At 71.4% G+C, this 22,589-nt stretch carries 20 protein-coding genes and 1 pseudogene; 18 read left to right on the top strand and 3 right to left on the bottom strand.

Annotated features, from left to right (window positions below; translation table 11 throughout):
• The first annotated feature begins 20 nt into the window (after positions 1–20).
• From ACIBCU_RS36755 to ACIBCU_RS36825, 15 genes and pseudogenes are all read left to right on the top strand, one after another.
• Entirely contained in the window at positions 21–1,385 is a 1,365-nt protein-coding gene (locus ACIBCU_RS36755) for a class II 3-deoxy-7-phosphoheptulonate synthase (protein ID WP_362929132.1), read from the top strand.
• Positions 1,382–2,233, top strand: a complete 852-nt coding sequence (locus ACIBCU_RS36760) for a prephenate dehydrogenase/arogenate dehydrogenase family protein (protein WP_362929130.1) — start codon at positions 1,382–1,384, stop codon at positions 2,231–2,233. The genes ACIBCU_RS36755 and ACIBCU_RS36760 overlap by 4 nt, the downstream gene beginning before the upstream one ends.
• On the top strand, positions 2,230–3,444 hold the full coding sequence (gene aroC / locus ACIBCU_RS36765; RefSeq protein WP_399236868.1) for a chorismate synthase: 1,215 nt from the start codon (positions 2,230–2,232) through the stop codon (positions 3,442–3,444). The genes ACIBCU_RS36760 and aroC overlap by 4 nt, the downstream gene beginning before the upstream one ends.
• Positions 3,441–4,070: a hypothetical protein gene (locus ACIBCU_RS36770; protein ID WP_362929127.1), complete on the top strand. Its 630-nt coding sequence runs from the start codon at positions 3,441–3,443 to the stop codon at positions 4,068–4,070. Before aroC ends, ACIBCU_RS36770 begins: the two co-directional genes overlap by 4 nt.
• Positions 4,067–5,767 carry a GH3 auxin-responsive promoter family protein gene (locus ACIBCU_RS36775; protein ID WP_362929125.1) on the top strand — a complete coding sequence of 567 codons (1,701 nt, stop codon included), beginning with the start codon at positions 4,067–4,069 and terminating at the stop codon, positions 5,765–5,767. The genes ACIBCU_RS36770 and ACIBCU_RS36775 overlap by 4 nt, the downstream gene beginning before the upstream one ends.
• Positions 5,764–6,624, top strand: a pseudogene (locus ACIBCU_RS36780) (class I SAM-dependent methyltransferase); the annotation flags it as partial. The gene ACIBCU_RS36775 and the pseudogene ACIBCU_RS36780, both read left to right, overlap by 4 nt.
• Before the next feature lie 35 nt (positions 6,625–6,659).
• Positions 6,660–8,063, top strand: coding sequence for an NAD(P)/FAD-dependent oxidoreductase (locus ACIBCU_RS36785; protein ID WP_399236871.1), 1,404 nt, complete (start codon positions 6,660–6,662; stop codon positions 8,061–8,063).
• Positions 8,060–9,196: a hypothetical protein gene (locus ACIBCU_RS36790; RefSeq protein ID WP_399236873.1), complete on the top strand. Its 1,137-nt coding sequence runs from the start codon at positions 8,060–8,062 to the stop codon at positions 9,194–9,196. The genes ACIBCU_RS36785 and ACIBCU_RS36790 overlap by 4 nt, the downstream gene beginning before the upstream one ends.
• Positions 9,193–10,575, top strand: a complete 1,383-nt coding sequence (locus ACIBCU_RS36795) for a DUF6182 family protein (RefSeq protein ID WP_399236875.1) — start codon at positions 9,193–9,195, stop codon at positions 10,573–10,575. Before ACIBCU_RS36790 ends, ACIBCU_RS36795 begins: the two co-directional genes overlap by 4 nt.
• A complete protein-coding gene (locus ACIBCU_RS36800; RefSeq protein ID WP_399236877.1) occupies positions 10,572–11,363 on the top strand; it encodes an alpha/beta fold hydrolase in 792 nt (263 codons plus the stop codon). The genes ACIBCU_RS36795 and ACIBCU_RS36800 overlap by 4 nt, the downstream gene beginning before the upstream one ends.
• Positions 11,364–11,365: 2 nt before the next feature.
• Positions 11,366–12,220, top strand: coding sequence for a class I SAM-dependent methyltransferase (locus tag ACIBCU_RS36805; RefSeq protein WP_362929113.1), 855 nt, complete (start codon positions 11,366–11,368; stop codon positions 12,218–12,220).
• 136 nt (positions 12,221–12,356) lie between these two features.
• Positions 12,357–13,592 carry a serine hydrolase domain-containing protein gene (locus ACIBCU_RS36810; RefSeq protein WP_399236879.1) on the top strand — a complete coding sequence of 412 codons (1,236 nt, stop codon included), beginning with the start codon at positions 12,357–12,359 and terminating at the stop codon, positions 13,590–13,592.
• A 111-nt stretch (positions 13,593–13,703) separates the two neighbouring features.
• Positions 13,704–14,549 carry a class I SAM-dependent methyltransferase gene (locus tag ACIBCU_RS36815; protein WP_362929109.1) on the top strand — a complete coding sequence of 282 codons (846 nt, stop codon included), beginning with the start codon at positions 13,704–13,706 and terminating at the stop codon, positions 14,547–14,549.
• Positions 14,550–14,781: 232 nt separating this feature from the next.
• On the top strand, positions 14,782–16,239 hold the full coding sequence (locus ACIBCU_RS36820; RefSeq protein ID WP_399236882.1) for an MFS transporter: 1,458 nt from the start codon (positions 14,782–14,784) through the stop codon (positions 16,237–16,239).
• Positions 16,236–17,300: a GDSL-type esterase/lipase family protein gene (locus tag ACIBCU_RS36825; RefSeq protein WP_399236884.1), complete on the top strand. Its 1,065-nt coding sequence runs from the start codon at positions 16,236–16,238 to the stop codon at positions 17,298–17,300. The genes ACIBCU_RS36820 and ACIBCU_RS36825 overlap by 4 nt, the downstream gene beginning before the upstream one ends.
• 84 nt (positions 17,301–17,384) lie before the next feature.
• Here ACIBCU_RS36825 and ACIBCU_RS36830 read toward each other — a convergent pair whose 3' ends face one another.
• Complete coding sequence (locus ACIBCU_RS36830) at positions 17,385–17,798, bottom strand: hypothetical protein (protein ID WP_399236886.1); 414 nt, start codon at positions 17,796–17,798, stop codon at positions 17,385–17,387.
• 370 nt (positions 17,799–18,168) lie between these two features.
• On the opposite strand from ACIBCU_RS36830, the gene ACIBCU_RS36835 reads away from it, so the two are divergent.
• On the top strand, positions 18,169–18,684 hold the full coding sequence (locus ACIBCU_RS36835; RefSeq protein ID WP_399236888.1) for a shikimate kinase: 516 nt from the start codon (positions 18,169–18,171) through the stop codon (positions 18,682–18,684).
• A gap of 95 nt (positions 18,685–18,779) precedes the next feature.
• Here ACIBCU_RS36835 and ACIBCU_RS36840 read toward each other — a convergent pair whose 3' ends face one another.
• Complete coding sequence (locus ACIBCU_RS36840) at positions 18,780–19,616, bottom strand: alpha/beta fold hydrolase (RefSeq protein WP_399236890.1); 837 nt, start codon at positions 19,614–19,616, stop codon at positions 18,780–18,782.
• Positions 19,617–19,923: 307 nt separating this feature from the next.
• On the opposite strand from ACIBCU_RS36840, the gene ACIBCU_RS36845 reads away from it, so the two are divergent.
• Positions 19,924–20,811 carry a LysR family transcriptional regulator gene (locus ACIBCU_RS36845; protein WP_399236892.1) on the top strand — a complete coding sequence of 296 codons (888 nt, stop codon included), beginning with the start codon at positions 19,924–19,926 and terminating at the stop codon, positions 20,809–20,811.
• A gap of 23 nt (positions 20,812–20,834) precedes the next feature.
• On the opposite strand, the gene ACIBCU_RS36850 is transcribed toward ACIBCU_RS36845, so the two are convergent.
• Positions 20,835–21,410 (bottom strand): TetR/AcrR family transcriptional regulator, encoded by a 576-nt coding sequence (locus tag ACIBCU_RS36850; RefSeq protein ID WP_399236894.1) that lies wholly within the window; start codon positions 21,408–21,410, stop codon positions 20,835–20,837.
• Positions 21,411–21,484: 74 nt separating this feature from the next.
• Here ACIBCU_RS36850 and ACIBCU_RS36855 point away from each other — a divergent pair, with 74 nt between their 5' ends.
• On the top strand, positions 21,485–22,534 hold the full coding sequence (locus ACIBCU_RS36855) for a zinc-binding dehydrogenase (RefSeq protein ID WP_399236896.1): 1,050 nt from the start codon (positions 21,485–21,487) through the stop codon (positions 22,532–22,534).
• The last annotated feature ends 55 nt before the right edge of the window (positions 22,535–22,589 follow it).

Here is a 22,589-nt window from a genome sequence, read left to right on the forward strand (position 1 = left end):
GAGCTACAGGAGAACCAGTCATGCATGCCTATCCGGAGGAACCGGTCCCGGCCCGACCGGGCCGGCGAGACCTTCCCGCGGCGCAGCAGCCCGAGTACCCCGACCCCGAGGCCCTGCGCGCGGTCGTCGCGGAGCTCGAGTCGTATCCGCCGCTCGTCTTCGCGGGCGAGTGCGACCAGCTGCGCGCCCGTCTGGGAGCCGTCGCCGAGGGGGAGGCGTTCCTGCTGCAGGGCGGCGACTGTGCCGAGGCCTTCGGCGCCGTGTCCGCCGACCAGATCCGCAACAAGCTCAAGACGCTGCTGCAGATGGGCGCCGTGCTGACGTACGCGGCCTCGGTCCCGGTCGTGAAGGTCGGCCGGATCGCCGGGCAGTACTCCAAGCCGCGCTCCAAGCCGACCGAGACCCGCGACGGCGTGACCCTGCCGGCCTACCGCGGCGACTCGGTCAACGGCTTCGAGTTCACCGAGGCCGCCCGCGTCCCGGACCCCGGGCGTCTGAAGCGGATGTACCACGCGTCGGCCTCGACGCTCAACCTGGTGCGCGCCTTCACGACCGGGGGGTACGCGGATCTGCGTCAGGTGCACGCCTGGAACCAGGACTTCGTGAAGTGGTCCCCGTCCGGGCTGCGCTACGAGCAGCTCGCCCGTGAGATCGAACAGGCGCTGAACTTCATGCACGCCTGCGGGGCCGACCCGGAGGAGTTCGAGACCGTCGAGTTCTACTCCTCGCACGAGGCGCTGCTGCTCGACTACGAGTCGGCGCTCACCCGCGTCGACTCGCGCACCGGGCAGCTGTACGACGTCTCCGCGCACATGCTGTGGATCGGCGAGCGGACCCGGCAACTGGACCACGCGCACATCGAGTTCGCCTCGAAAATCCGCAACCCCATCGGCGTCAAGCTCGGTCCGACGGCCACGGCCGAGGAGGCGCTCCAGTACATCGAGCGCCTCGACCCCGAGCGCGAGCCGGGCCGGCTGACCTTCATCGTCCGCATGGGCGCCGACAAGGTCCGTGACAGGCTCCCCGAGCTGATCGAGAAGGTCACCGCCTCGGGCGCCACGGTGGCCTGGGTGAGTGACCCGATGCACGGCAACACCTTCGAGGCGGCCTCCGGACACAAGACCCGCCGCTTCGACGACGTGCTGGACGAGGTCAAGGGATTCTTCGAGGTCCACAAGTCGCTGGGCACCCACCCGGGCGGCATCCACGTCGAGCTCACCGGTGACGACGTCACCGAATGCGTGGGCGGCGGTGCCGAGGTCTTCGTCGACAACCTCCACCAGCGCTACGAGACCGCCTGCGACCCGCGGCTGAATCACAGTCAGTCCCTGGACCTGGCGTTTCTCGTCGCCGAGATGTACCGCCCCGAGGGAGCGATCGCATGATGCCCCGCACAGCTGCCGTGGTGGGCAGCGGCGTGATCGCCTCCTCGGTGACGTCGGCCCTGAGACGGCACGGCGTCGACGTCCTGCTGCTCCCCGAAAACCCGGCCCACGCGGACGCCGGTGGCCCGCAGGGGCCGGTGGACCTGGCCGTACTCGACGTTCACCCGAGCGGAGTCGGCCCCGTACTCGCGGCCTGGCAGCGGCGCGGCCTGGCGTACGCGTACACCGATGTGGCCGGCATCAAGTCGGTCCCCGAGCGCGACGTCGCCCACGGCCCCGCGGACGCGGCCACGTACGTCGGTGGGCACCCGGTGACGGACCTCGCCGGGCGGGACGCGTCGGCCGCGCTCTTCGAAGGGCGCCCCTGGGTCCTCACCCCCACCCCTGTCACTTCCCAGGAAACCCTCAATCGTGCCCTCGCGCTGACCGCGCTGTGCGGTGCCGTGCCGGTGGTGATGAAGAGCGCGGCTCACGACGACGCGATGGCCCGGGCCGCGCACGCGCCGTACGCGATGGCCGCCCTGCTGGCCGCCCGTTTCCACCCCGCCGTGCCGGAGGTGCTGCGGCTGACGGCACCGGAACTGCGCGACGCCACCCCTACCACCGCCGCCGGATCCGAGGTCTGGAGCGACGTGTTGCGCGGCAACGCCTCCGCCGTCGCCGAGGTGCTCCGTGAGGTGAGCGCCGACCTCACCATCCTGCTCGACGCCTTGGACGGCCTCTCGGCGCCGGAGACAGAGACCGGTGAGGAGAGCATGAAGCACCTGCGGCATCTGCTCGAACGCGCCCATGACGGACAGGCGGCGCTCGTCGCGAGCGACAGCAGCCGGGCAGGTGGACCGCGTTGAGCAGGTTGCACTGGCTGACGGCGGGGGAGTCCCACGGCCCCGCACTCGTCGGGACGCTGGAGGGTCTTCCCGCCGGCGTGCCGGTCACCACGGAGATGGTGGCCGGCCATCTCGCGCGGCGCCGGCTCGGTTACGGGCGCGGCGCCCGGATGAAGTTCGAGCGGGACGAGGTCACCTTCCTCGGCGGTGTCCGGCACGGCCTCACGCTCGGCTCGCCGGTCGCGGTCATGGTGGGCAACACGGAGTGGCCGAAGTGGGAGCAGGTCATGGCGGCCGACCCCGTCGACTCCGGGATCCTCCGGGAACTGGCCCGCAACGCCCCGCTGACCCGGCCGCGACCCGGCCACGCCGACCTCGCGGGCATGCAGAAGTACGGTTTCGAGGAGGCCCGGCCGGTCCTGGAGCGTGCCTCGGCACGGGAGACGGCCGCCCGCGTCGCGTTGGGCGCGGTGGCCCGGTCCTACCTGAAGGAGACGGCCGGCATCGAGGTCGTCTCGCACGTCGTGGAGCTGGCCGCCGCCGAGGCGCCCCGCGACGTGTACCCGACCCCCGCCGACGCCGAGCGGCTCGACGCCGACCCGGTGCGCTGCCTGGACGCCGACGCGTCGAAGGCGATGGTCGCGGAGATCGACCAGGCCCACATGGACGGCGACACCCTCGGTGGCGTGGTCGAGGTGCTGGCGTACGGCGTCCCGGTCGGCCTGGGCTCGCACGTGCACTGGGACCGGCGTCTGGACGCCCGGCTCGCCGCCGCCCTCATGGGCATCCAGGCGATCAAGGGCGTCGAGGTCGGTGACGGCTTCGGCCTCGCACGGGTGCCGGGTTCGAAGGCGCACGACGAGATCGTCAGCACGCCCGAGGGCATCAGGCGGACCTCGGACCGCGCCGGTGGTACCGAGGGCGGGCTGACCACAGGCGAGCTGCTGCGGGTGCGGGCCGCGATGAAGCCGATCGCGACCGTGCCGCGGGCGCTGCGGACGGTCGACGTCGTCACCGGTGACACGACCGCCGCCCACCATCAGCGCTCCGACGTGTGCGCGGTGCCGGCGGCCGGGATCGTCGCGGAGGCGATGGTGGCGCTGGTGCTCGCCGACGCGGTGGCGGAGAAGTTCGGCGGCGACTCGGTCGTCGAGACACGGCGCAACGTCCAGTCGTACCTCGGCCATCTGCCCCGGTACGCACGCGATCCGAGGACAGGGAGAGACAAGTGACGGACCGTCCGTTCTATGTGCTGCTGGGTCCGGACTGCGCCGGGAAGTCCACGGTGATGGCGGAGCTCTCGGCGGCGCTGCCCGGCTGGCGGACCCTGTCGACCGACGACGACCTCGTGGCCGGGGAGCACCGGCTGATCCCGCAGCTGCGCCGGAACGTCGTCCGGGACGTACTCCCGGGCCTGGGCCGCACGTACTCCGCCGACTTCCTCGCGAATCTGCTGGGCACCGCCGTCGTGCACCTGAAGGACCAGCTCGAACGCCAGGAGCCGGACGTGCCCGTCCTGATGGACTCGTACTACTACAAGATCCTCGCGAAGTGCCGGCTCGCCGGGCTCGAAGGACACTCCTTGTACACCTGGTGGCGTTCCTTCCCTCAGCCGCGTGAGGTGATCTATCTCGACGTCTCGCCCGAGACCGCCTGGCGTCGCTCGGGACGCGGAGTACGGCTCAACCCCATCGAATACTTCGGCGATCGGCCCGAGTGGTTCGGTTTCGAGAGCTATCAGAAGAACCTCGGAAAGCTGTTGCTGGAGGAAACGGGGGGACTGCCCGTCACGGTGGTCGAGGAGCGTTCCGGAAGAGCCGCGACCGCTGCGGCCGTGCGGGAGGTCCTCGCGGTATGAGCAGCACCCAGGGCTGGGGCACACCCGGCCACGCGGGCCGCTACCGGGAGCGGGTGTTCGCCGAGCGGGCCCGGCTGAGCGCCGACCGCGACGAGCTGAGCCGGCGTCAACAGCACGTGCTGTCCGATCTGCTGGAGTTCAACGGCGACACCGAGTTCGGGCGCCGCCACGGCTTCGCCGCGATCCGTACCCTGAAGGACTTACGGGCGGCGGTGCCGGTCCAGGACTATGCCGCGCACGCCCCGCTGATCGAACGCATGGCGGCCGGAGAGCCGAACCTGCTGACCGCGGACGCGCCGGTGGTGTACTTCACCAGCAGCGGAAGCACCGGGGACCACAAGAAGGTCCCGGTCACCCGCCGTTTCATGAAGACCGTGTTCTTCCCCTTCTACTACGCGGCCTGGGCGCCGCTGATCGAAAGTGTCCCGGAGCTCATGGAGCGTCCGGACGCGGTGCTGAACCTCAAACACGATCCGCTCGCCGCTCCTCCCGTCACGAGCGGCGGCCGCCCCCATGTGGGTGCCAGCCAGGTCGACTTCGGCACGGCGTTCGGCGAACCGCTCTCGGCCGAACTGGGTACCGCCGCCCCGTGGTCCACCCTTCCCGTGGACGTCGCCCCCGAGGACCACCTGGAGAAGATGTACCTGCGGCTGAGGCTGGCGGTGCAGAGCGATGTGCGGGGATTCATCGGGATCAATCCGGCGATGATCGCGGCCGTGCCCTACCAGCTCGGCCTCTGGTGGCCGCGCATCGTCAAGGAGGTCCGCGACGGGACCCTGGGCGGAGTGCCGTACGGAGACCCCGATCCGGCGCGCGCCGCCCGACTGGAGTTCCTCGCCGACCACTTCGGGGAGCCGAGCCCGGCTCACGTCTGGCCACAGGTCCGGGCGTTGTTCGGCTGGACGACCGGCGTGGCCTCCCTGTACATGCCGGGCCTGCGTGAGCGGTTCGGGGCGGGGGTCGGTGTCCTGCCCGCGCCGGTGGCCGCGTCGGAGGGGCCGGTGGCGGTGCCGCTCGACCGGCATCCCGCCGCGGGCAGCCTCGTCCCCTCCGCCGCCGTGTACGAGTTCGTGGAGGCCGACCAGGACCTCGGCCCCGGCACCGAGACGCTCGTGGCGGAGGAACTCGAACCGCACCGGGACTACCACGTGCTCTTCAGCCACGTCGGAGGTCTCTACCGGTACGCCGTCGGGGACGTCGTCCGCGTGGTGGACCGCGTCCGGGGCGTGCCGCGGGTCCTGTACGCGGGCCGGGCCGCACGGTCGGACGCGGCCGGGGAACGTCTGCGCGAGGCCCAGGTGGTGAGAGCGCTGGGACAGGCACTCGCGAGCACCGGCCTCGCGCTGAGGGGCGTGTCGTGCCGGGTGGAGGAAGTGGCGGGCGAAGCGCCCCGGTATGTGTTCGCGGTGGCCCCGCAGTCTCCATGGCTGGCGTCCGAGACCGTGCGGTTCGCCGGGCTGCTCGACTCGGAGCTGGCCGCGGAGTCCCCGGGATACGCCAGAGCCCTGCGGGAGAGGCGGCTCGGCGCCGCGCGGCTCCGGCTGCTGCACCCCGACGCCTTCCAGAGCGAATGGCACGCCCGCGTGGCGGACGGTGTCCGGCCCACCCAGGTCAAGGACCGGCTGTTCCGGCAGGACGAGAGCCAGTGGCGGCGACTGATCGCCGCGTCCGACGTACTACGAGGAGAGGGCACATGACGCACGTCCAGGATCCCGCCGGCCCCGTGGAGAAGACCGCCCTGCTGACCGCCGCCCTGCGCGCCGCCGAGAGCCGGCGGGAGGACCGGCTCTACACGGACCCGTATGCGGCCGCGCTGGTGGGGGAAGCCGGTCCCCGGCTCCTGGCGGAGATCCGTGCCGCGACGTTCCCGCCCGGCCGGCAGCGGAGCGTGCCCAGCACCCCGGACTACAACGCGATCCGCACCAGATTCTTCGACGACCTTCTCCAGGAGGCCGTACAGGACCGGGGGATGACACAGCTCGTCGTGGCCCCGGCGGGCATGGACTCCCGTGCCTACCGGCTGCCCTGGCCGGAACACCTGCGCTACTTCGAGGTCGACCGGCCGTCGGTGCTCGCGTTCAAGGAGGAGCGGTTGCGTGGAACCGGCCCGCGCGTCGACCACGTCACGGTGGCCGTCGATCTGACCGCGGACGACTGGGAGGACCGGCTCCGCGACTCCGGATACGACCCGGACCTGCCGTCCACCTGGCTCCTCGAAGGGCTGCTGTACTACATCCCCGAGAAGGACACCGACCGGATGCTGGAGCGGGTCGCCGCGTTCTGCGCCCCGGGCAGCCGCATCGCCGCCGACCTCGTCAACTCCGCGGCCCTCTCCCTCCCGCACATGCGCCCCCTCCTGGACGTCTTCAGCGGCTGGGGCTGCCCCTGGCTCTTCGGCAGCGACGAGCCCGAGGCGCTCTTGGAGCGGTACGGCTTCGAGGTGGCCGCGGTCCAGCCCGGTGAGCCCGGTGCGCACTTCGGCCGCTGGCCGGACCCGGTCCCCGACCGCACGGTCAAGGACGTGCGCCGGGTGTTCTTCGTGCACGGCCGACGCCGGTGGCCCGGGCCGTCGTCGTGGTGGGCGGCAGCGTGGCCGGGCTCGCCGCCGCCCTCGCCCTGGCGCTGCGAGGCCTGTCCGTCAGGGTGCTGGAGCAGGCGCCGGTGCCACCGGAAGGGCCGCCGGAGCAGGCGGCCGAGCTGTGGAGGAGACCCACCGTCCCGCAGAGCGGTCACTCCCACGTCCTGACCTCGCTCGGCGTACGCGTGCTGAGAGCCCATGCTCCGCAGGTGCTCGACGCGGCCTCGGAGGCCGGAGCACGCATGCTCGACCTCATGCGGGCGCTGCCGGCGGGGGCCGACGACGGGGTCCGCCGGCCGGGCGACGAGGAGCTCGTGGCCCTCGCCGTGCGCCGTCCGGTCTTCGAGCTGGTCCTGCGCCAGGTGCTGCGATCACTGCCGAACGTCAGGATCAGCCACGGCGTCACGGTCGTGGCCCTGCGCACGACGCCGTCGGGGAGCCGGGTCACCGGCCTGGTGACCGGCGACGGCGAGAGCATCCCCACGCACGCCGTGGTGGACGCCACCGGACGCCGGGCGGCTTCCCGGTCCTGGCTCACCGCCGCCGGACTGTCCCCGGCGCCTGAACGGACCGCGCCCACCCAGGTGCGCGCCTTCACCCGCTTCTACCGGCTCAGGTCTCCCGGCACACTGCCCGGACCGCTCAACCGCGGCAACGCGGCCGGCGGCATCTGGGACCACTACGCGGCGGTCGCGCACCTCGCCGACAACGACACGTACGCCCTGACCCTCGGCGTGCCGACCGCGGATCCGGAGACGACAGGCATGCGGCACCCGGGCCCGTTCACCGCGGTCGCCCGCCTTTCGCCGCACCTCGCCGCCTGGGTGGATCCCATCGTGGGCGAGGCGATCAGTGAGGTGCGCCCAATGACCCTGCCGCCCAACAAGCTGTGCTGCGCCCCCGACGTCGGCGCCGGAACGATCGCGGGCCTGTATCCGGTCGGGGACGCCGCGTGCGTCACCGACCCGCTCTTCGGCCGGGGCATGTCGCTGGCCCTGCGGCACGCGTTCCTGCTCGCGGAGCTCCTGGAGGACGAGCCGGTGGCCGAGGAGCAGGGCGAACGTGCCGCACGCATCGCTGACGGCGTCTATCGGTCGTGGTACGAGCATGCCGTTCGCGAGAACACGGCACGGACGGCCCTGTGGCAGGCGGGGGTCACGGGAAGCCCGCCGCCGGCCGCACCGGAGTCCGGCCGCCCGGCACTGCCGGAGGTCGCCCGGGCGGCCTCCACCGACGGGGCCGTGTGGCGCGGCCTCACCCGTGTGCTGATGGGCCTGGAGACCGTCGAGGAGGTCCTCGACGACGAGGCGTTCCGGCGGCGCGTACGGACGGCCCCCGCACCGGCCGTGGCCGCGCCGCCCCCGCCGACCCGGGAGGAACTGCTCGCCGCCGTCCGGAACGAGGCGTACGCATGACCGCACCGCATCCATCCGAGGCGCGTCGCAAGGTGCTGCTCGCACCCGTCACGGTCACCCCGGCCAAGCCGCTGACTCCCAGTCACCTCAAGGGCCTGCTGTGGACCGACGTCATGTTCCGGGCCACCGCGCCCCTCGCCGACGTGACCTACCACTACAGCCCCACGACCTACCACCTCACGGAGCAGACCCTCGGCTTCTGGGAGTACCTCGACCGCACCCGGAAGGACCTGCCCTACGCCTTCCTTTCCGAGGAGGAGATCGGCGAGTTGTACATCCGGTTCCGGGCCGGCCCACCGCCACCGGCCGCCGCCCTGCGTCCCTACGCGCACGAGGTCGAGAGCCACGGCTGGGTGCACCCGGCCAGCGAACGCGTCCTGCGACTGTGGCGCGGGCACTACGCCCGGCTCGGCCTCCATGACCCCGGACTGACCGCACGTCAGCCACCCGGGTTCGGTACCGAGGAGATGATCGAGCGGCTCGTCGCCCTGGGCCTGGGCCTCGACCAGCGCTCCAGCGGCGGCCCCGTGTTCCTCGACGCCACTCGGCACGGTCTGCCGCTGCGCCAGATCGTGACGGCGGACGGCCGCCCGAACTACCTCGCCTGCGCCCTGCGGGAACTGCTCCCGATGGCGCCCGCGTACGACGAGGTCGTGTTGCTGTACGACGCGGAGCTCGGCGCGGACTACCGGCTGCTGCAGCTCGTGCTGAACCGGCTGGGGCCCCAGGTGCACCGGGTCCCGATCGGCCGCGTGCCCATCGACGGCACGATCAGATCCGCGCGGCACGGCGGCTGGCAGGATCACACGGCGGGCGCCCTGCTCAAGGCCATCGGCACGGACGAGGACGCGGATGTACGACGCCTCGGCGTACGGCTCTACTTCGTCGCCGTCCTCGGCCCCGGACAGGCGCAGTCCTTCCGCACCGACCTCCTCCGGAGGAGCCTCGACCGGGCGCGCCGGCTGCTGCGCCGGACCAGCGAGCGCGGGCCCGGGGTTCCGGCGCTCGTGGACGACCTGCGCCGGCACCGACGTGACCACACCCACGTCGATCCCTACCGGCTCACCTCGTCCCTGACGGCCCGGGCCCGCCCCACCATCGACCGCGACCTCCTCTCCACGGTGTACCTGTGACCCTTCCCCCGGACCTGCTGCTGACCGTCGCAGGCGAGCGCCTCCGGGCCGCACGCCCCGACCTGTCGGCCCGCGTGAACCCGGTCACCCCGCACTCCCTGCTCGCGGCGAAGGAGCAGATCCAGGAGGACGCCGCCGGCCGCCCCGGCGGGGTGTCGGCGGTCGCCGTCGTCCGCGACCTCCAGCTTGCCTCCTGGGCGGCGGAGACCTGCGCGTTCGTGCTGTCCCTGCCGCCGGAGCAGGCCGACGCCTGGCGCCGCTCCCTGACCCGGACCGTCTACCTGGCCGGCCGCCCCGACAACCTGAGCCGGCGGTTCACCTTCACGCACATCGCCGCCGACGGGTCGGCAGCCTGGGCCGGGCCGTTGCCGGACGAGGCCACGACCGGCCTGCGCAGGCTGCTGAAGACGTTCAGCGGGCGACGTCCGCTGACGGCCTGGCAGCCCGTCATCATCGACGTTCCGGGCACGGCACGCGACCCCGGCCGTGAGCCGGTCCACCGTGACCTGTACCTCGCCACGGAGCACCTCACCGTCTCCGACGCACTGGTCCACCTCGGACACCTGCTGGCCGAGGCGGTCATCGACGGCACGGTCGGACCCGGCGACCGGCTGACCCTGCGTTCGGTACCACGCCTGACGGAACTGCCCACGCCTTACGCGGCCCTGCGTGTGGACACCGACGGCCGCAACCCCTACGAGCTCCGGGCATACGCCGGACTGACGCCTCCCAGGAGAACCGAAGTGCCGAAAGCCCCGCCCTCCACCGTCGCCCGCCCGCTCCGCATCGGAGTCCACGGCTCGCCCCACCAGGCCCGGCAGATCGTCGCCGCGGCCGGGTACGAGGAGGAGAGGGTGAGCTACGTGCCCTACGACGTACGGGAGCCGTTCCGGCTGCTGCGCGCCGGTGAACTGGACGTCGTGCTGGTGAAGTTCGCGCTGAACGAGTCGGACATCGTCACCAGCCGGACGGTGGCTCTCGACGGCAGAGCCGTCCTGGTCCGGACGGGCCACCCGCTGGCCGGCCACGAGTCCGTCTCGATCGAGGACATCACCGCCTACGACGCCTTCCGCTGCCCGGGCGACTTCCCTCCCTACGTCTGGGACCAGGTCGTGCCGCCCCGCACGCCGAGGGGAGCGCCGATCCGCCGGGTCCATCCCATGGGCAGCGTCGCCGACATGGTGGAGATCCTCGGCGGATCGGACGCCCTGCACCTGTCGTTCCGGTCGCTGGAGGCGATCGTGCCGCCCGGGATCAGGGTCGTCCCCGTGCCGGACCTCCCGCCCGCCCCGGTCTCCCTCGCCCGGCTGCGGCACACCCCGCCGCCCCCGGAAGTCGCCGCGTTCCTCGCCGCCGCCGAACGGAGCGCGGGCCGGTGAGCGCCTCCGACGGGACGCCGATCGTCCTCCTGCACGCGCTGCCCCTGGACTCCTCGATGTGGAGGGCCCAGACCCAGGCCCTGACCGCCCGCGGGCACACGGTCCTGGATCTCGACCAACGAGGCTTCGGGCCGGCGCCGTTGGGCTCGGCGTCGCCCTCCCTCGATGTCGTGGCCGACGACCTCGCCGCCGCACTGGACCGGCGGGGCATCGACCACGTGGTTCTCGCCGGCTGTTCCATGGGCGGTTACACGGCGATGGCGTTCCTGCGCCGCCACCCCGGACGGGTCAGTGCCCTGGCCCTGCTCTCCGCCCGTGCCACGGCCGACAGCCCCGAGGCGGCAGCCCGGCGCCGTGCTTTCGCCGACGGGATGCAGGGCGACGCCACGCGTGGCCGGCTCGTCGAGGCCACCACGCCCGCCCTCCTCGGCGCCACCAGCCGGGATCGGCACCCCACGATGCTCGCGGAGCTCCTCGCGACCGCGCGGACCGCCCGCCCCGAGGCGGTCGCCTGGGCGCAACGGGCCATCGCCTCGCGGCCCGACTCGCTTGAGGTCCTGCGCGCGACCGACGTGCCTGCACTGGTCGTCGTGGGCGACGAGGACGAACTCGTCTCCGTCGCCGAAGGCCGTGCGGCGGCGGACGCCCTGCCGCGCGGGACGCTCGTCGTCCTGCCCGGTGCCGGCCACCTCCCGCCGCTCGAAGCCCCCGGCCCGACCACGGAACTGCTCACCGCGCTGCACGACGACGCCGCAGCCGTGCTGCGCACCGCAGGAGGAGGACGGTAGAGATGCTCACGACGGACCACAGCTCCTGGGGCTACACGGCCTCCACCGGCCTCGGGTTCACCCACGAGGACATCGTCGACGCCCACTTCGACGCCTGTGCCGGCCCGTACCGTGCGACGTTGGAGGCGGCCGGCATCCGAGCCGGGTGGCGTGTGCTCGACGCCGGATGCGGCACCGGCGCCTTTCTGCCCTGGCTGGCGGAGGCGGTCGGCCCCGAGGGGCGGGTCTCCGCCCTCGACCTCGCCGAGGAGAACACCGAACGCGCGTCAGCTCGCATGCGGACCCATGACATGCCGTGGGGGCCGGACATCCGGCAGGGCGACATCCTGCAACTGCCCTACCCCGACGACTCGTTCGACGCCGTCTGGTGTGCCAACACCACGCAATACCTGAGCGACGAGGAACTGCCCCGCGCCCTGGCGGAGTTCCGCCGTGTCGTGCGCCCGGGCGGGACCGTGGCGGTCAAGGACCTCGACGCGGCCCTGATCGCCGTACGCCCCGGGGATCCCTTCCGCTTCACGGACTTCTTCCGTGAAGCAGCCGCGACTCCGGGCTACGCACGGCAGTTGCTCCGCACCGGGGAGCTGTACCGGTGGCTGGGTGAGGCCGGGCTGAGCGGGGTGCGCCAGCACACCGTGCTGATCGAGCACTTCGCGCCGATGTCCGAGGCCGTGCTGCGCTTCTACACGCGGGCCTGCGCCCGGGTGGCCGGCATGGCGGCGACCGGGGGATCCGACGCGGCATGGACGGCCTTCCTCGACCCGGACGACGCCGGCCACCCCCTGCGCGACCCGAGGGGATACATCAGAGAGGGCAACACCGTGACGGTGGGCAGCGTGCCGGTGTGCCCCTCGTGAGGAGGCGCGGAGGTGCATCTGCGCCAACTCGGCCTCGGGAAGCACTTGTTGTCCCGAGTAAGCCTCTTCTATAGTTCTATGAGTTGCGAACCATCGAACCATCGGTCACGGTATCGCGAGATCACGAGGAGACAAGGTGCCCGAGCTCAAGATCGAGGTCGACCCGGCGGAGGTCGGGCTGGATGCCGGCCGCTTACGGAGAATCGACCGTTATCTGGCCTCCTACGTGGACGACGGCCGGCTGCCCGGCTGGCAGGTGGCCGTGACGCGCAGGGGGAAGGTGGCACACCTTGCGGAGTACGGCAGGCGCGATGTGGAGAACGACCTGCCGAGCGAGGGTGACACCATCTACCGCGCCTGGTCGATGACCAAACCGGTCACCTCCGTCGCCGCGATGACCCTGGTCGAGGACGGCACGATCGGCCTCCAGGACCCCGTCAGCCGCTACATCCCCGCCTTCGAGGATGTACGGGTCTACCAGCGAGGCCCCGCGGCGCGCCCGGTCACCACCGCGGCCGCGAACCCCATCCGGATCCAGCACCTCCTCAGCCACACCTCGGGCCTCACCTACGGCTTTCACCGTGCCCACCCGGTCGACGAGATCTACACGGCGGCCGGCTTCGAATGGGCCACGCCGCCTGGGCTGGACCTGGCCGCCTGCTGCGAGCAGTGGGCCGGCTTCCCGCTGCTCTTCGAACCCGGCACCGCCTGGAACTACGGCGTCTCCAGTGATGTGCTCGGCCGTGTGATCGAAGTGGCGTCCGGCAAGAGCCTCGACGCGTTCTTCGCCGAACGCGTCCTGGGGCCGCTCGGGATGGCCGACACCGCCTTCCATGTGCCGCAGGAGAAGGCGGACCGCCTCGCCGCCTTCTACACCGCGGACCCGGCCACCGGGCGCGCGGCCAGGGCCGACCACCTCGGAGCCGGCGCGTTGCACCCGCCCGCCTGCCTGTCCGGCAGTGCCGGGCTGGTCACCACGCTCGGCGACTACCACCGGTTCACCCAGATGCTGCTCGGGGAAGGCGTCTTCGAGGGGGAGCGGATCCTGGGCCCGCGCACCGTGCGCCACATGCTGCGCAACCATCTGCCCGGCGGAGGCGACCTGCAGTCGGTGGGCCGTCCGGTCTTCTCGGAGATGCCGACCGCAGGCGTCGGCTTCGGGCTGGGATTCGCCGTGGTCGAGGACCCGGCGGCGGCCGGAGTGCCGGCCGGTGCGGGTGAGTACGCCTGGCACAGCGCGGCCGGGACGATCTTCTGGGTGGATCCCGTGGAGCAGTTGACCGTCCTGTTCTTCACCCAGCTCATGCCGTCCAGCGTCCATCCGCTGCACAGCCGTCTGCGTCAGCTGGTCAACCAGGCCCTCATCGACTGAGGGGGCGGTTCGCCGTGTGTGCTCCTGGAGCCATCCGTCCGCCGACTTTCGTATGAGCGCCCCGCACGGGCTCTCGCACTGCCGAGTTCGAACCGATCAAGGAGAACGCAGATGACCGCATCAACCGGCACGGCGGCCCCCGCGGACGGGCCGTCCAGGGAACGCTGGGAGTGGAACGAGGAGCGGTACAGGGACGGGGTGTTCAGTCATGCCGTGTCCACCGAACGCGAGAGGCTGCGGTTGCTGGAGTCCGTCCTGGACGAGCACACCCGTGGCCACTTCCGGCGTCAGGGCCTGGCATCGGGACACCGTGTCCTGGAGGTGGGCGGCGGCGGCGGGTCGGTCGCGCGCTGGCTGGCCGGACAGGGCGCCGAGGTGACCGTCACCGACCTCGACACGACCTACCTCGACGAACTGTCCGAGGTGGGAGTGCAGGTGCTGCGGCACGACGTCTACACGGAGGACTTCCCCGAGGGCACCTTCGACTTCATCCACACCCGCTATGTCGTCATTCATCTGCCGGACCCGGAGAAGGCGGTGGCCCGGCTCACCCGATGGCTCAAGCCCGGCGGCGTCCTGCTGCTCGAGGAACCCTCGTTCTTCCCCATCAAGGACTCCCCGCACCCGGCGTACCGCAAGGTGATGCGGGCCTTCCGCAGTCACCTGGAGAGCGCCGTGGGTACGGACACGGAGTGGGCGCGCAACCTTCCGGTGCCCCTGCGGGGCAAGGGGCTCGACGACATCGGCTACGACGCTCGCTTCCAGCGGATAGCGGGCGGTGACAACGAGGCCGAGTGGTGGCGGCTGACGCTGGAGCAGACGCGGGAGGCCGTGGTCGCCGAGGGCCTCGCGGCGGACGAGGATTTCGAGGCTGCCTACCGGGAGTTGACCGACCCGGGCTTCCATGACCTCTCCCTCGCGGTGTTCACGGCCTGGGGGCGGAAGCAGGAGAGCTGAACGCGGCACCAACCGGTGGCCGGCGTCGTGCCGGGGCGCGCTGCCCCGACGCGACGCCGGCCCTCGTTCTTTCGCGACGGAGGTTGAAAGGCGGCGCACATATCGTTTGACTGAAGATGATTGCGCTGCTACGTTTATGGCCAATCGTTGGCATGCAGATTGATGTCTGCAAGACGAAATGGCGGGGAAGATGTCGGATCGGCAGTCGGAAGCATTAGCGGCGTCGCCGGGGATGAGCGCGCGCAAGAACCTCGTACTCCTGGTGTTGTGCGCGCAGCTCTTCCTGGACTCCATGGATGTCTCGCTGATGGGGGTCGCACTCCCTGAGATGCAGGACGACATGGGGCTCAGCGCCGAGCAGTTGCAATGGGTCATCTCGGGATACGCCGTCGCCTACGGCGGGTTCCTGCTCCTGGGAGGCCGGGCGGCCGACCTGTTCGGACGGCGCCGGATCTTCTTCTGGGCCACAGCGGTGTTCGCCGTCGTGAGTCTCGCCGGCGGTCTGGTCACGGACGGGTGGCTGCTGATCATCACGCGCGTCGTCAAGGGCATCGCCGCGGCGTTCATCGCGCCCGCCGCGCTGTCGATCATCACGACGACGTTCCCTGAAGGTCCGGAGCGTAACCGGGCGATGGGCATGTTCGGCCTCACCGGCGCCAGCGGCTACGCGGCGGGCCTCGTCTTCTCCGGACTCCTCACCTCGCTGAGCTGGCGGCTCACCTTCTTCGTGCCGTTCGTCGTGGCGGCCGTCGTCCTGCTGTCGGTGCGCGGTGTGATCGCTCCCGACGGGGAGCGGACCGGACGGCGCCCCAGCTTCGACGTCTCCGGTGCCGTCACCGCCACCGGTGGTGTCCTGCTGCTCGTCTTCGCGCTGACCCGGGCCCCCGAGGTGGGCTGGGGCTCCGCGGCCACCGTGGGCGGCCTGGTGGCGTCCGTGGTGCTGCTCGTCGTCTTCGTCGTGATCCAGAGCCGGCGTACGGACCCACTGGTCGACCTCTCGATCTTCCGCTCACGCACCCTGTCCACCGCCAACATCGTGGGCATCGCCTGGGCCTGCGCCACCATCGGCTGGCAGTTCATCGCCCTGCTCTACCTGCAGAACACACTCGGCTACAGCGCCCTGAAGGCCGGTATGGCGATCGTGCCGATGGCCGTGTCCATCCTGATCGCGGTGAACATCGCCCCCCGCCTCATCGGGAAGGTCGGTCTGCGCATCCCCGCCGTGGTCGGCCTGCTGCTCCAGGGCCTGGGCATCCTCCTCTTCCTGCGCGCGTACGAGAACGCCTCCTACGTCACCGTGCTGCTGCCGGCGCTGATCATCCACGGTCTGGGCAACGGCACCAGTTTCCTGGGCTTCAACATCGCGGGTGTCGGCGGGGTCGCCGACGACAAGCAGGGCCTTGCGGCTTCGCTGATCCAGTCGGCCGTGCAGCTGGGTGGCGGCCTCGGTGTCGCGGTCGGTGCGGCTGTCCTGGCCGCGGGGTCGGCGGACGAGGTGAGCACGTACCACCACGCCTTCCTCGCGGTCGGCCTCTTCTCGCTCGTGGGCGCGGCCGCCTCGGCCGTGGGTCTCGGGGCCTCCGGCCCGTCCGGGGGCGCCGAAAAGGAGCCGAGTGCCGGTGAGGAGCCGAGTGCCGGTGAGGCCGTGCAGTCCCAGCCGAAAGCCGGACTCGAGGGCGGGCGCACATGAGCGGGCCTGCGGGGTCCGGGGCGGGGGAGGGTGCCACCGAGTGGCTGTCGCCCGACGATCCCAGGCTCTCCTGGGACGGGGTCGCGCAGGCGGAATGGTCCCAGGGGGCCTGGCTGCCCCGGCGGATTCCCGGGGACCGGCTCGCCACCACGCTGTCTCCCAACTTCGCGCGCCTCGCGGCGATGCCCGCCGGCATCCGGTGCGGTGTCCGTACGGACGCGGAGGAGCTGGTCCTGCGACTGATCGTGGAAGCGGGCAGCGCACCGGTGGACATCCGGGTCGACGGAGTCCTGGAACGGCGCGTCGAGATCTCCGGCGAGCGGGAGATCTCCGTCCCACTGGCCCCGGCCGCCGCCCCGTCGGCCGACGGCGGGCTCCGGGACGTGGAGGTGTGGCTGCCGAATCTGGGCCGCGCGCTCGTCGGAGAGATCGGCTTCCGCGGGCGGAGCACGGTGCTGCCCGCGGAGCGCACCGGCCCGCGCTGGGTCACGTACGGGAGCTCCCTCACGCACAGCATGTTCGCCTCGGGGCCGTCGGAGACCTGGACCGCGCTCGTCGCGGCGGAGCAGGGCTGGCGGCTGCACAACCTCGGCTTCGCCGGTGAGGCGCACCTCGATGGCGTGGTCGCCCGGACGATCAGGGCCCTGCCGGCCGACCTGATCTCGCTGGAACTGGGGATCAACGTATACACGCGGGACACGTTCTCGGTGCGCAGCTGGGCCCCCGCGGTCTGCGGTTTCATCGAGACCATCCGGGACGGACACCCCGACGTGCCGATCGCGGTGATCACCCCTCTGTCGTCACCGGAGCGCGAACGGGCCGCGAACAACGTCGGGTTGACGCTGGAGCAGGTGCGCGCGTACACCGAGGAGGCGGTGCGGGTGCTCGAAGGGCTCGGTGACAAGAACCTCCGCACCGTGGACGGACTCGCCGTCGTCCCGGTCTCGGAAGCGGCCGAGGTCTTCGCCGACGGACTGCATCCGACGGCGGCCGGCGAGCACGTCCTGGCCGCCAGGATCGGTTCCGCGTTGCGCGAGACCCTGTCGACGGTCTGTCCCTGACACCGGCCGGAGCCGCCACGAACAACCCGCGGTGGCGGACGGGTACATCCCCCGGCCCGCCCGCCACCGCGGGTTTCCTTGTGCTCAGGCGGCCTCGTAACCGATCCGGGCGAGCACGCCCCACCGTTCGCCCTGCCGCGTCACGACGTAGACCGAGTCGAAGACGCCGAGCGGGCGTCCCTCGGCGTCATGCCGGCTGAACCGCACCTGGGCGTGCACCTGATCGGCGGAGACCTGCGGGAACTCGACCTCGGCCCAGGCGCTGTGGTGCCAGCCCGACGAGAGCAGCGCCTCGAGTTCCGCCTGCGAACTCCGTATGTACTCCTCGGGATTCTGCCAGAGCGTCACAGCCCCTTCATGGATACGGACCTGGGGGAAATGAAGAGTGCTGGTCCACTTCTCCAGATCATGGCTGTTGAGCCCGTCGAGAAAGGCGTCGAGGGCGGCGCGGGCCTCCTTCACGACATGGATGGAATCAGAGGAAGAAGATGCAGTCATGGTGAGCCTTTCGTGCGCGATCGACAGGGCGACGCGTTGAGTTCGAGAAAGGTGTTCCAGAGCGAAAATCGCGGGCATGAAGCGGCGACTGAAAAAAATGTTAACCCACACCGGTCGACCGGAGAGGCAATTCCGGGCCACCTGTGGTGTACGGCGGAATGCCGTACGCGGGCCTGGTCCTGAGACCAGGGGGAGACTGGTCGACAGGCCGAAGCCGAAAGGCGGCGGCGCGGCCGAAACTTGAGTTCCTCCGGTCGGCCGGATACGCGGGAGACATGTCGATGAACAATTCCGGCCGACCGGAATTCAGAAGGGGTGTCATGACGATCTTGGCTGAACGCGCGACGGTCGCCGAGCCTCCGTGGGTCCGGTGAGCGGGCCGCGCGTCGTCCTGGTCGGTCCCATGGGCGTGGGGAAGTCCACGGTCGGCAGGCTGCTGGCCGAGAGACTCCGCTGCGGATTCCGGGACACCGACGACGACATCGTGGCCGCCCGTGGACGGTCGATCAGAGACATTTTCACCGAAGAGGGTGAACCGTACTTCCGTGACCTGGAGAAGCGGGCGGTGCGGGACGCGGTCGCCGGACACGGTGGGGTGCTCGCACTCGGCGGCGGCGCCGTCCTGGACGCCTCGACCCGTGCCCTGTTGCTCCGGCACCCCGTCGTCCACCTCACGGTGGAGCATGCCGAGGCCATGCGACGCACCGGACTGGACACCCCCCGGCCGCTGCTGGGCGACAGCCCGCGTCGGCGCTGGCGCGAGCTGATGGAGGCCCGCCGCCCCCTGTACGCCGAGGTGGCCCGGGTCGTGGTGGCCACCGACGCCCGCAGTTCCGACGAGGTCGCCGAAGTGGTCCTCGATGCCCTGGGGTTGCGCGACGCGTGACGAGCCGGGGGCGTGTCATCCGGGACCGGCGTCATCGCTCCTGCCGGAAGGTGCCGCGGTCCCGCGGTCAGGCGGTGACGTCCCCTGCGTCGAGCTCAGGAAGGCGGCGGGGGCAGTGTGGCCAGCCAGCGGTCGATCTCGGAGTTCACGTACGCGGGAATCTCCTGGTGGAAGAAGTGCCCGGTGCCCTGGACGGCGACGGCCTTGCTGCCCGGGTGGGTGAAGGACTGTTCATCGGCGCGCATCCGGGCCGTGTCGCGGTGCAGGGCCAGCACCGGCTGAGGCCGTCGGCGGAGCAGGGCGTCGGATTCGGGCCGGAACCGGATACTGCCCGGGTGGAAGGCGTTGTGCCGGAAGATGCGCGCCCGGGTCTCCGGCGACAGCCGCATGGCGGCCAGCCGGTGCCGTTCGACGATGTGCGCGGGCGTCTCGGGTCCTTGGGCCAGGGCGGAGATGATCCTCGACGCGGCGGCCTCGGCCGATGGGCCGTCGAGTTCGTCGGCCAGCGCCCGCATGCGAGCCCGGCTGTCGTCGGTGCCGGCGTAGTCCGGGTCGATCGACACCAGGGCGTGCACCAGGTCGGGCCGGCGGGCCGCCAGTACGGCTGCCACCGATGCGCCCATCGAATGTCCGATCAGGACCACCGGGCCGGGCGCGAGCCGTTCGACGAAGGCTTCGACATCCGCAGCATGACGGTCCGTCGAGTACCCGCCGGCGGACGGCCCGGTGCGGCCGTGCCCGCGCAGGTCGACGGCGAGCGTGCGGCAACGGGTCCGTAGACGGGGGAGCTGGTGGGTCCAGGTGTCGGCGCTGCCCCACAGGCCGTGGATCAGCACGGTCGGCATGCTGAGGGCACAGGTGTGCGGGACGCCGGCGGAGGGCTGCCGGTCGATGTGGAACAGAGTCACGTCGGGCAGATCGATGAACGGCATCACGTATGCTCCCGCCTCGCGCGCAGAATGGTGGGTTGTCGGGGCGTGGGATCGGACCGGCCCGCTCCCTCTGCAGTGGAGACCCGCCATTCGCTCCTCATGTATCCGGACTCGGTCACGGAAAGCACCAGGTCCGGCACCGGATCCAGAGGCGGACAGAATCGCCTGGCGCCCCGGGCCGCCCTATGTCGCACGGTCCGTGGCCGGATCGCTCCATTAGAGCCCGCTGGCCCCTCCGCTGTCCAAGTCCTTTGCGACAGACCGGATATGCTCATGAGGCATTACCGAGAGGTGTTCGGGGGACCGGATGGAACTGCGTCACCTGCGATACTTCGTGGTGGTCGCCGAAGAGGGATCGCTGAACCGTGCGGCGCAGCGCCTGCTGCTCTCCCAGCCCTCCCTCAGCCGCCAGATCATTCATCTGGAGCGGGTGCTCGGGCGGCAATTGCTGCAGCGGACCTCGCGGGGCGTCGAGCTCACACCGGCCGGCCAGGCCCTGCTGCCGCATGCCCACCAGTTGCTCGCGATGGCCGACGCGACCCGGGAGACGGTGGCCGGTGCGAAGCCCGTCCGCCAAGCGGTCACGGTCGGCGTCCCACCGGGAACCGAAGGCTCCTGGCTGATCGACGTCGTCGACGCCATCCGGGCCCGGGTCCCCCGTGCGGAACCGGACTACGTCGAAGCCAGTAGTTTCGAACAGCTCCGGCTGTTCGGACAAGGACGGCTGGACATCTGCCTCGTGCACCAGCCTCCGCCCGAAGGGCCTACGGTGCGGAGACTGCGGCGGGACCCGCTCGGAATCGCCGTCCGGCCGGATCATCCCCTGGCAGCCGAGGGGACGTACCGGCTGACCGACCTCGACGGCCTGCGGATCCTCCTGCACTCCCAGGACCAGGTTCCGGCCCAGCAGCACGGGCTCATCGCGGCCGCGCAGGCCGCCGGCATCCGGCCTCACTGGCACTTCTCCCGATTCACCGAACACGCCCTCGCGCATGCCTGCGCGACCGGCTCAGACGCGGTGCTGGTGGCCGCCCACACCGCGGCGGCCCAACTGCCGGCATGGTGCTGGGGGCCGCTCGTCGACATGCCGCTGATCATGACGACCTGGCTGGCGACGGAATCCGACACCCGCGCGGTCGTACGGGAGGTCGCGGAAGCGATCAGCGGTCTCTCTTCCGACGACGGTCCCACCTGACCACCGACGACAGGGAGCCTTGGTCAGCGGCTCCCGGGCGCACCGGCCCGGACCAGGGCTCGTGCCAGGTCGATGCTTGCCGAAAGGGTTTCGAGCGGGAGCGGCTGCGTGGCGAGAGCGCCCTCGTGGAGCACGAGGAGCCGGGTGGCGAGAACAGCGGGTTCCGGGCAGCCCGCCGCGGTGGCCAGATCGCCGAACAGGTTCAGCAGCCAGAGCTTCTGGTCCACGGCGATGCGGTGCGCGGGATGCGAGGGGTCCGGGAGCTCGGCCAGCGCGTTGATGAACGCGCATCCGCGGGTGTTGGTACCGCTCCAGGTCCGCAGCGCGTCGAAGGGCGCGGTGACGACCTCGACGGGGTCGTCGGAGGCGTCGACGGCGGCGCGGACGAGGGACCGCCAGCGGCGGTCACGCTCCATGAGGTAGGCCGCCACGAGGTGGTCCTTCGAACCGAACCGGTTGTAGAGGGTCCGCTTGGTCGCGCCCGAGTGCTCAGCGATCAGATCCACGCCGACCGCAGTGATCCCGCGGTTGTAGAACAGCTCCTCGGCGGCCGCCACGATGCGGCGGCCTGCCGGTGTCATGGGCTGGGCTTCCGGCATCGGGCGCCTCTTCACTGATCGGTGTACCGTGGACAAGGTATACAGATCAGTATATCGATGAGGAGGTTCGAACGATGGGTGTCTCGGAGACCATGCGAGCGGTGCGGATCGCGGAGCACGGCGGGCCGGAGGTTCTCGAGCTGACAGAGGTGGCCGTGCCTTCCCCGCGGGCGGGAGAGGTGCTGGTCCGGGTGAGCGCCGTAGCGCTGAACAACACCGACCTGTGGACCCGGGAGGGCGCCTACGGTCGCCCGGGAGACCCGAAGGCGCTGTCGGGCTGGCGGGGCCCGATCGCCTTCCCGCGCATCCAGGGCGCCGACGTGGCCGGCCGGGTCGTGGCGGTCGGCGCCGGCGTGGACGGGGGCCTGGTCGGTCGCCGTGTGGTCGTCGACCCGGCGATCTACGACACCGAAGGCCCGGACGCGAACCCGGTGGGCCTGATGGGGAGCGAGCGCGACGGCGGCTACGCCGAGTACGTGACCGCGCCGGCCGCGCAGGTGCACGACGTGACGGAATCCCCGCTCACCGACGAACAGCTCGCGACGCTGCCGACGGCCTACGGCACGGCGCTGGGCATGATCGAGCGGGGCCGGCTGCGGGAGGGGGAGACCGTCCTGGTCTCTGGAGCGTCCGGCGGTGTCGGCCTCGCGCTGATCCAGATCGCCCGTGCGCGCGGTGCGAGGGTGCTCGCCATCAGCAGCGGATCCAAGGTCGACGCGGTGCGCGAGGCGGGCGCCCACGACGTCATCGACCGTGCGCACGACGTCGCCGGGCAGATCCGCGCCGCCGCCCCGGAGGGCATCGACGTCGCACTCGACGTGGTCGCCGGGGACCTGGTGAGCGAGTGCCTGCCGCTGCTGCGCGAGGGCGGCCGATGGGTCGTCGCCGGCGCGCTCGGCGGGTTCGACGTGGCCTTCGACGTGCGCCGCCTCTACCTGCACAACGCGCAGTTGATCGGCTCCGCGATGCACACACCCACGCACTTCGGCCTCCTCATGGAGCTCGCCCGCCAGGCCGGGATCCAGCCCGTGGTCGCCGCGACGTTCCCGCTGGACCAGGCCGCTCAGGCGCAGGAGCAGCTCGCCCGCAGGGAGCACGTGGGAAAGATCGTCATCCGCCCCTGACGGCCGCCGGCCGTATGAAGGGCCGGTCTCCTGCCAGGGACGCGTACGGATACGA

The organism is Streptomyces sp. NPDC051064 (assembly GCF_044455985.1).
GTDB lineage: Bacteria > Actinomycetota > Actinomycetes > Streptomycetales > Streptomycetaceae > Streptomyces.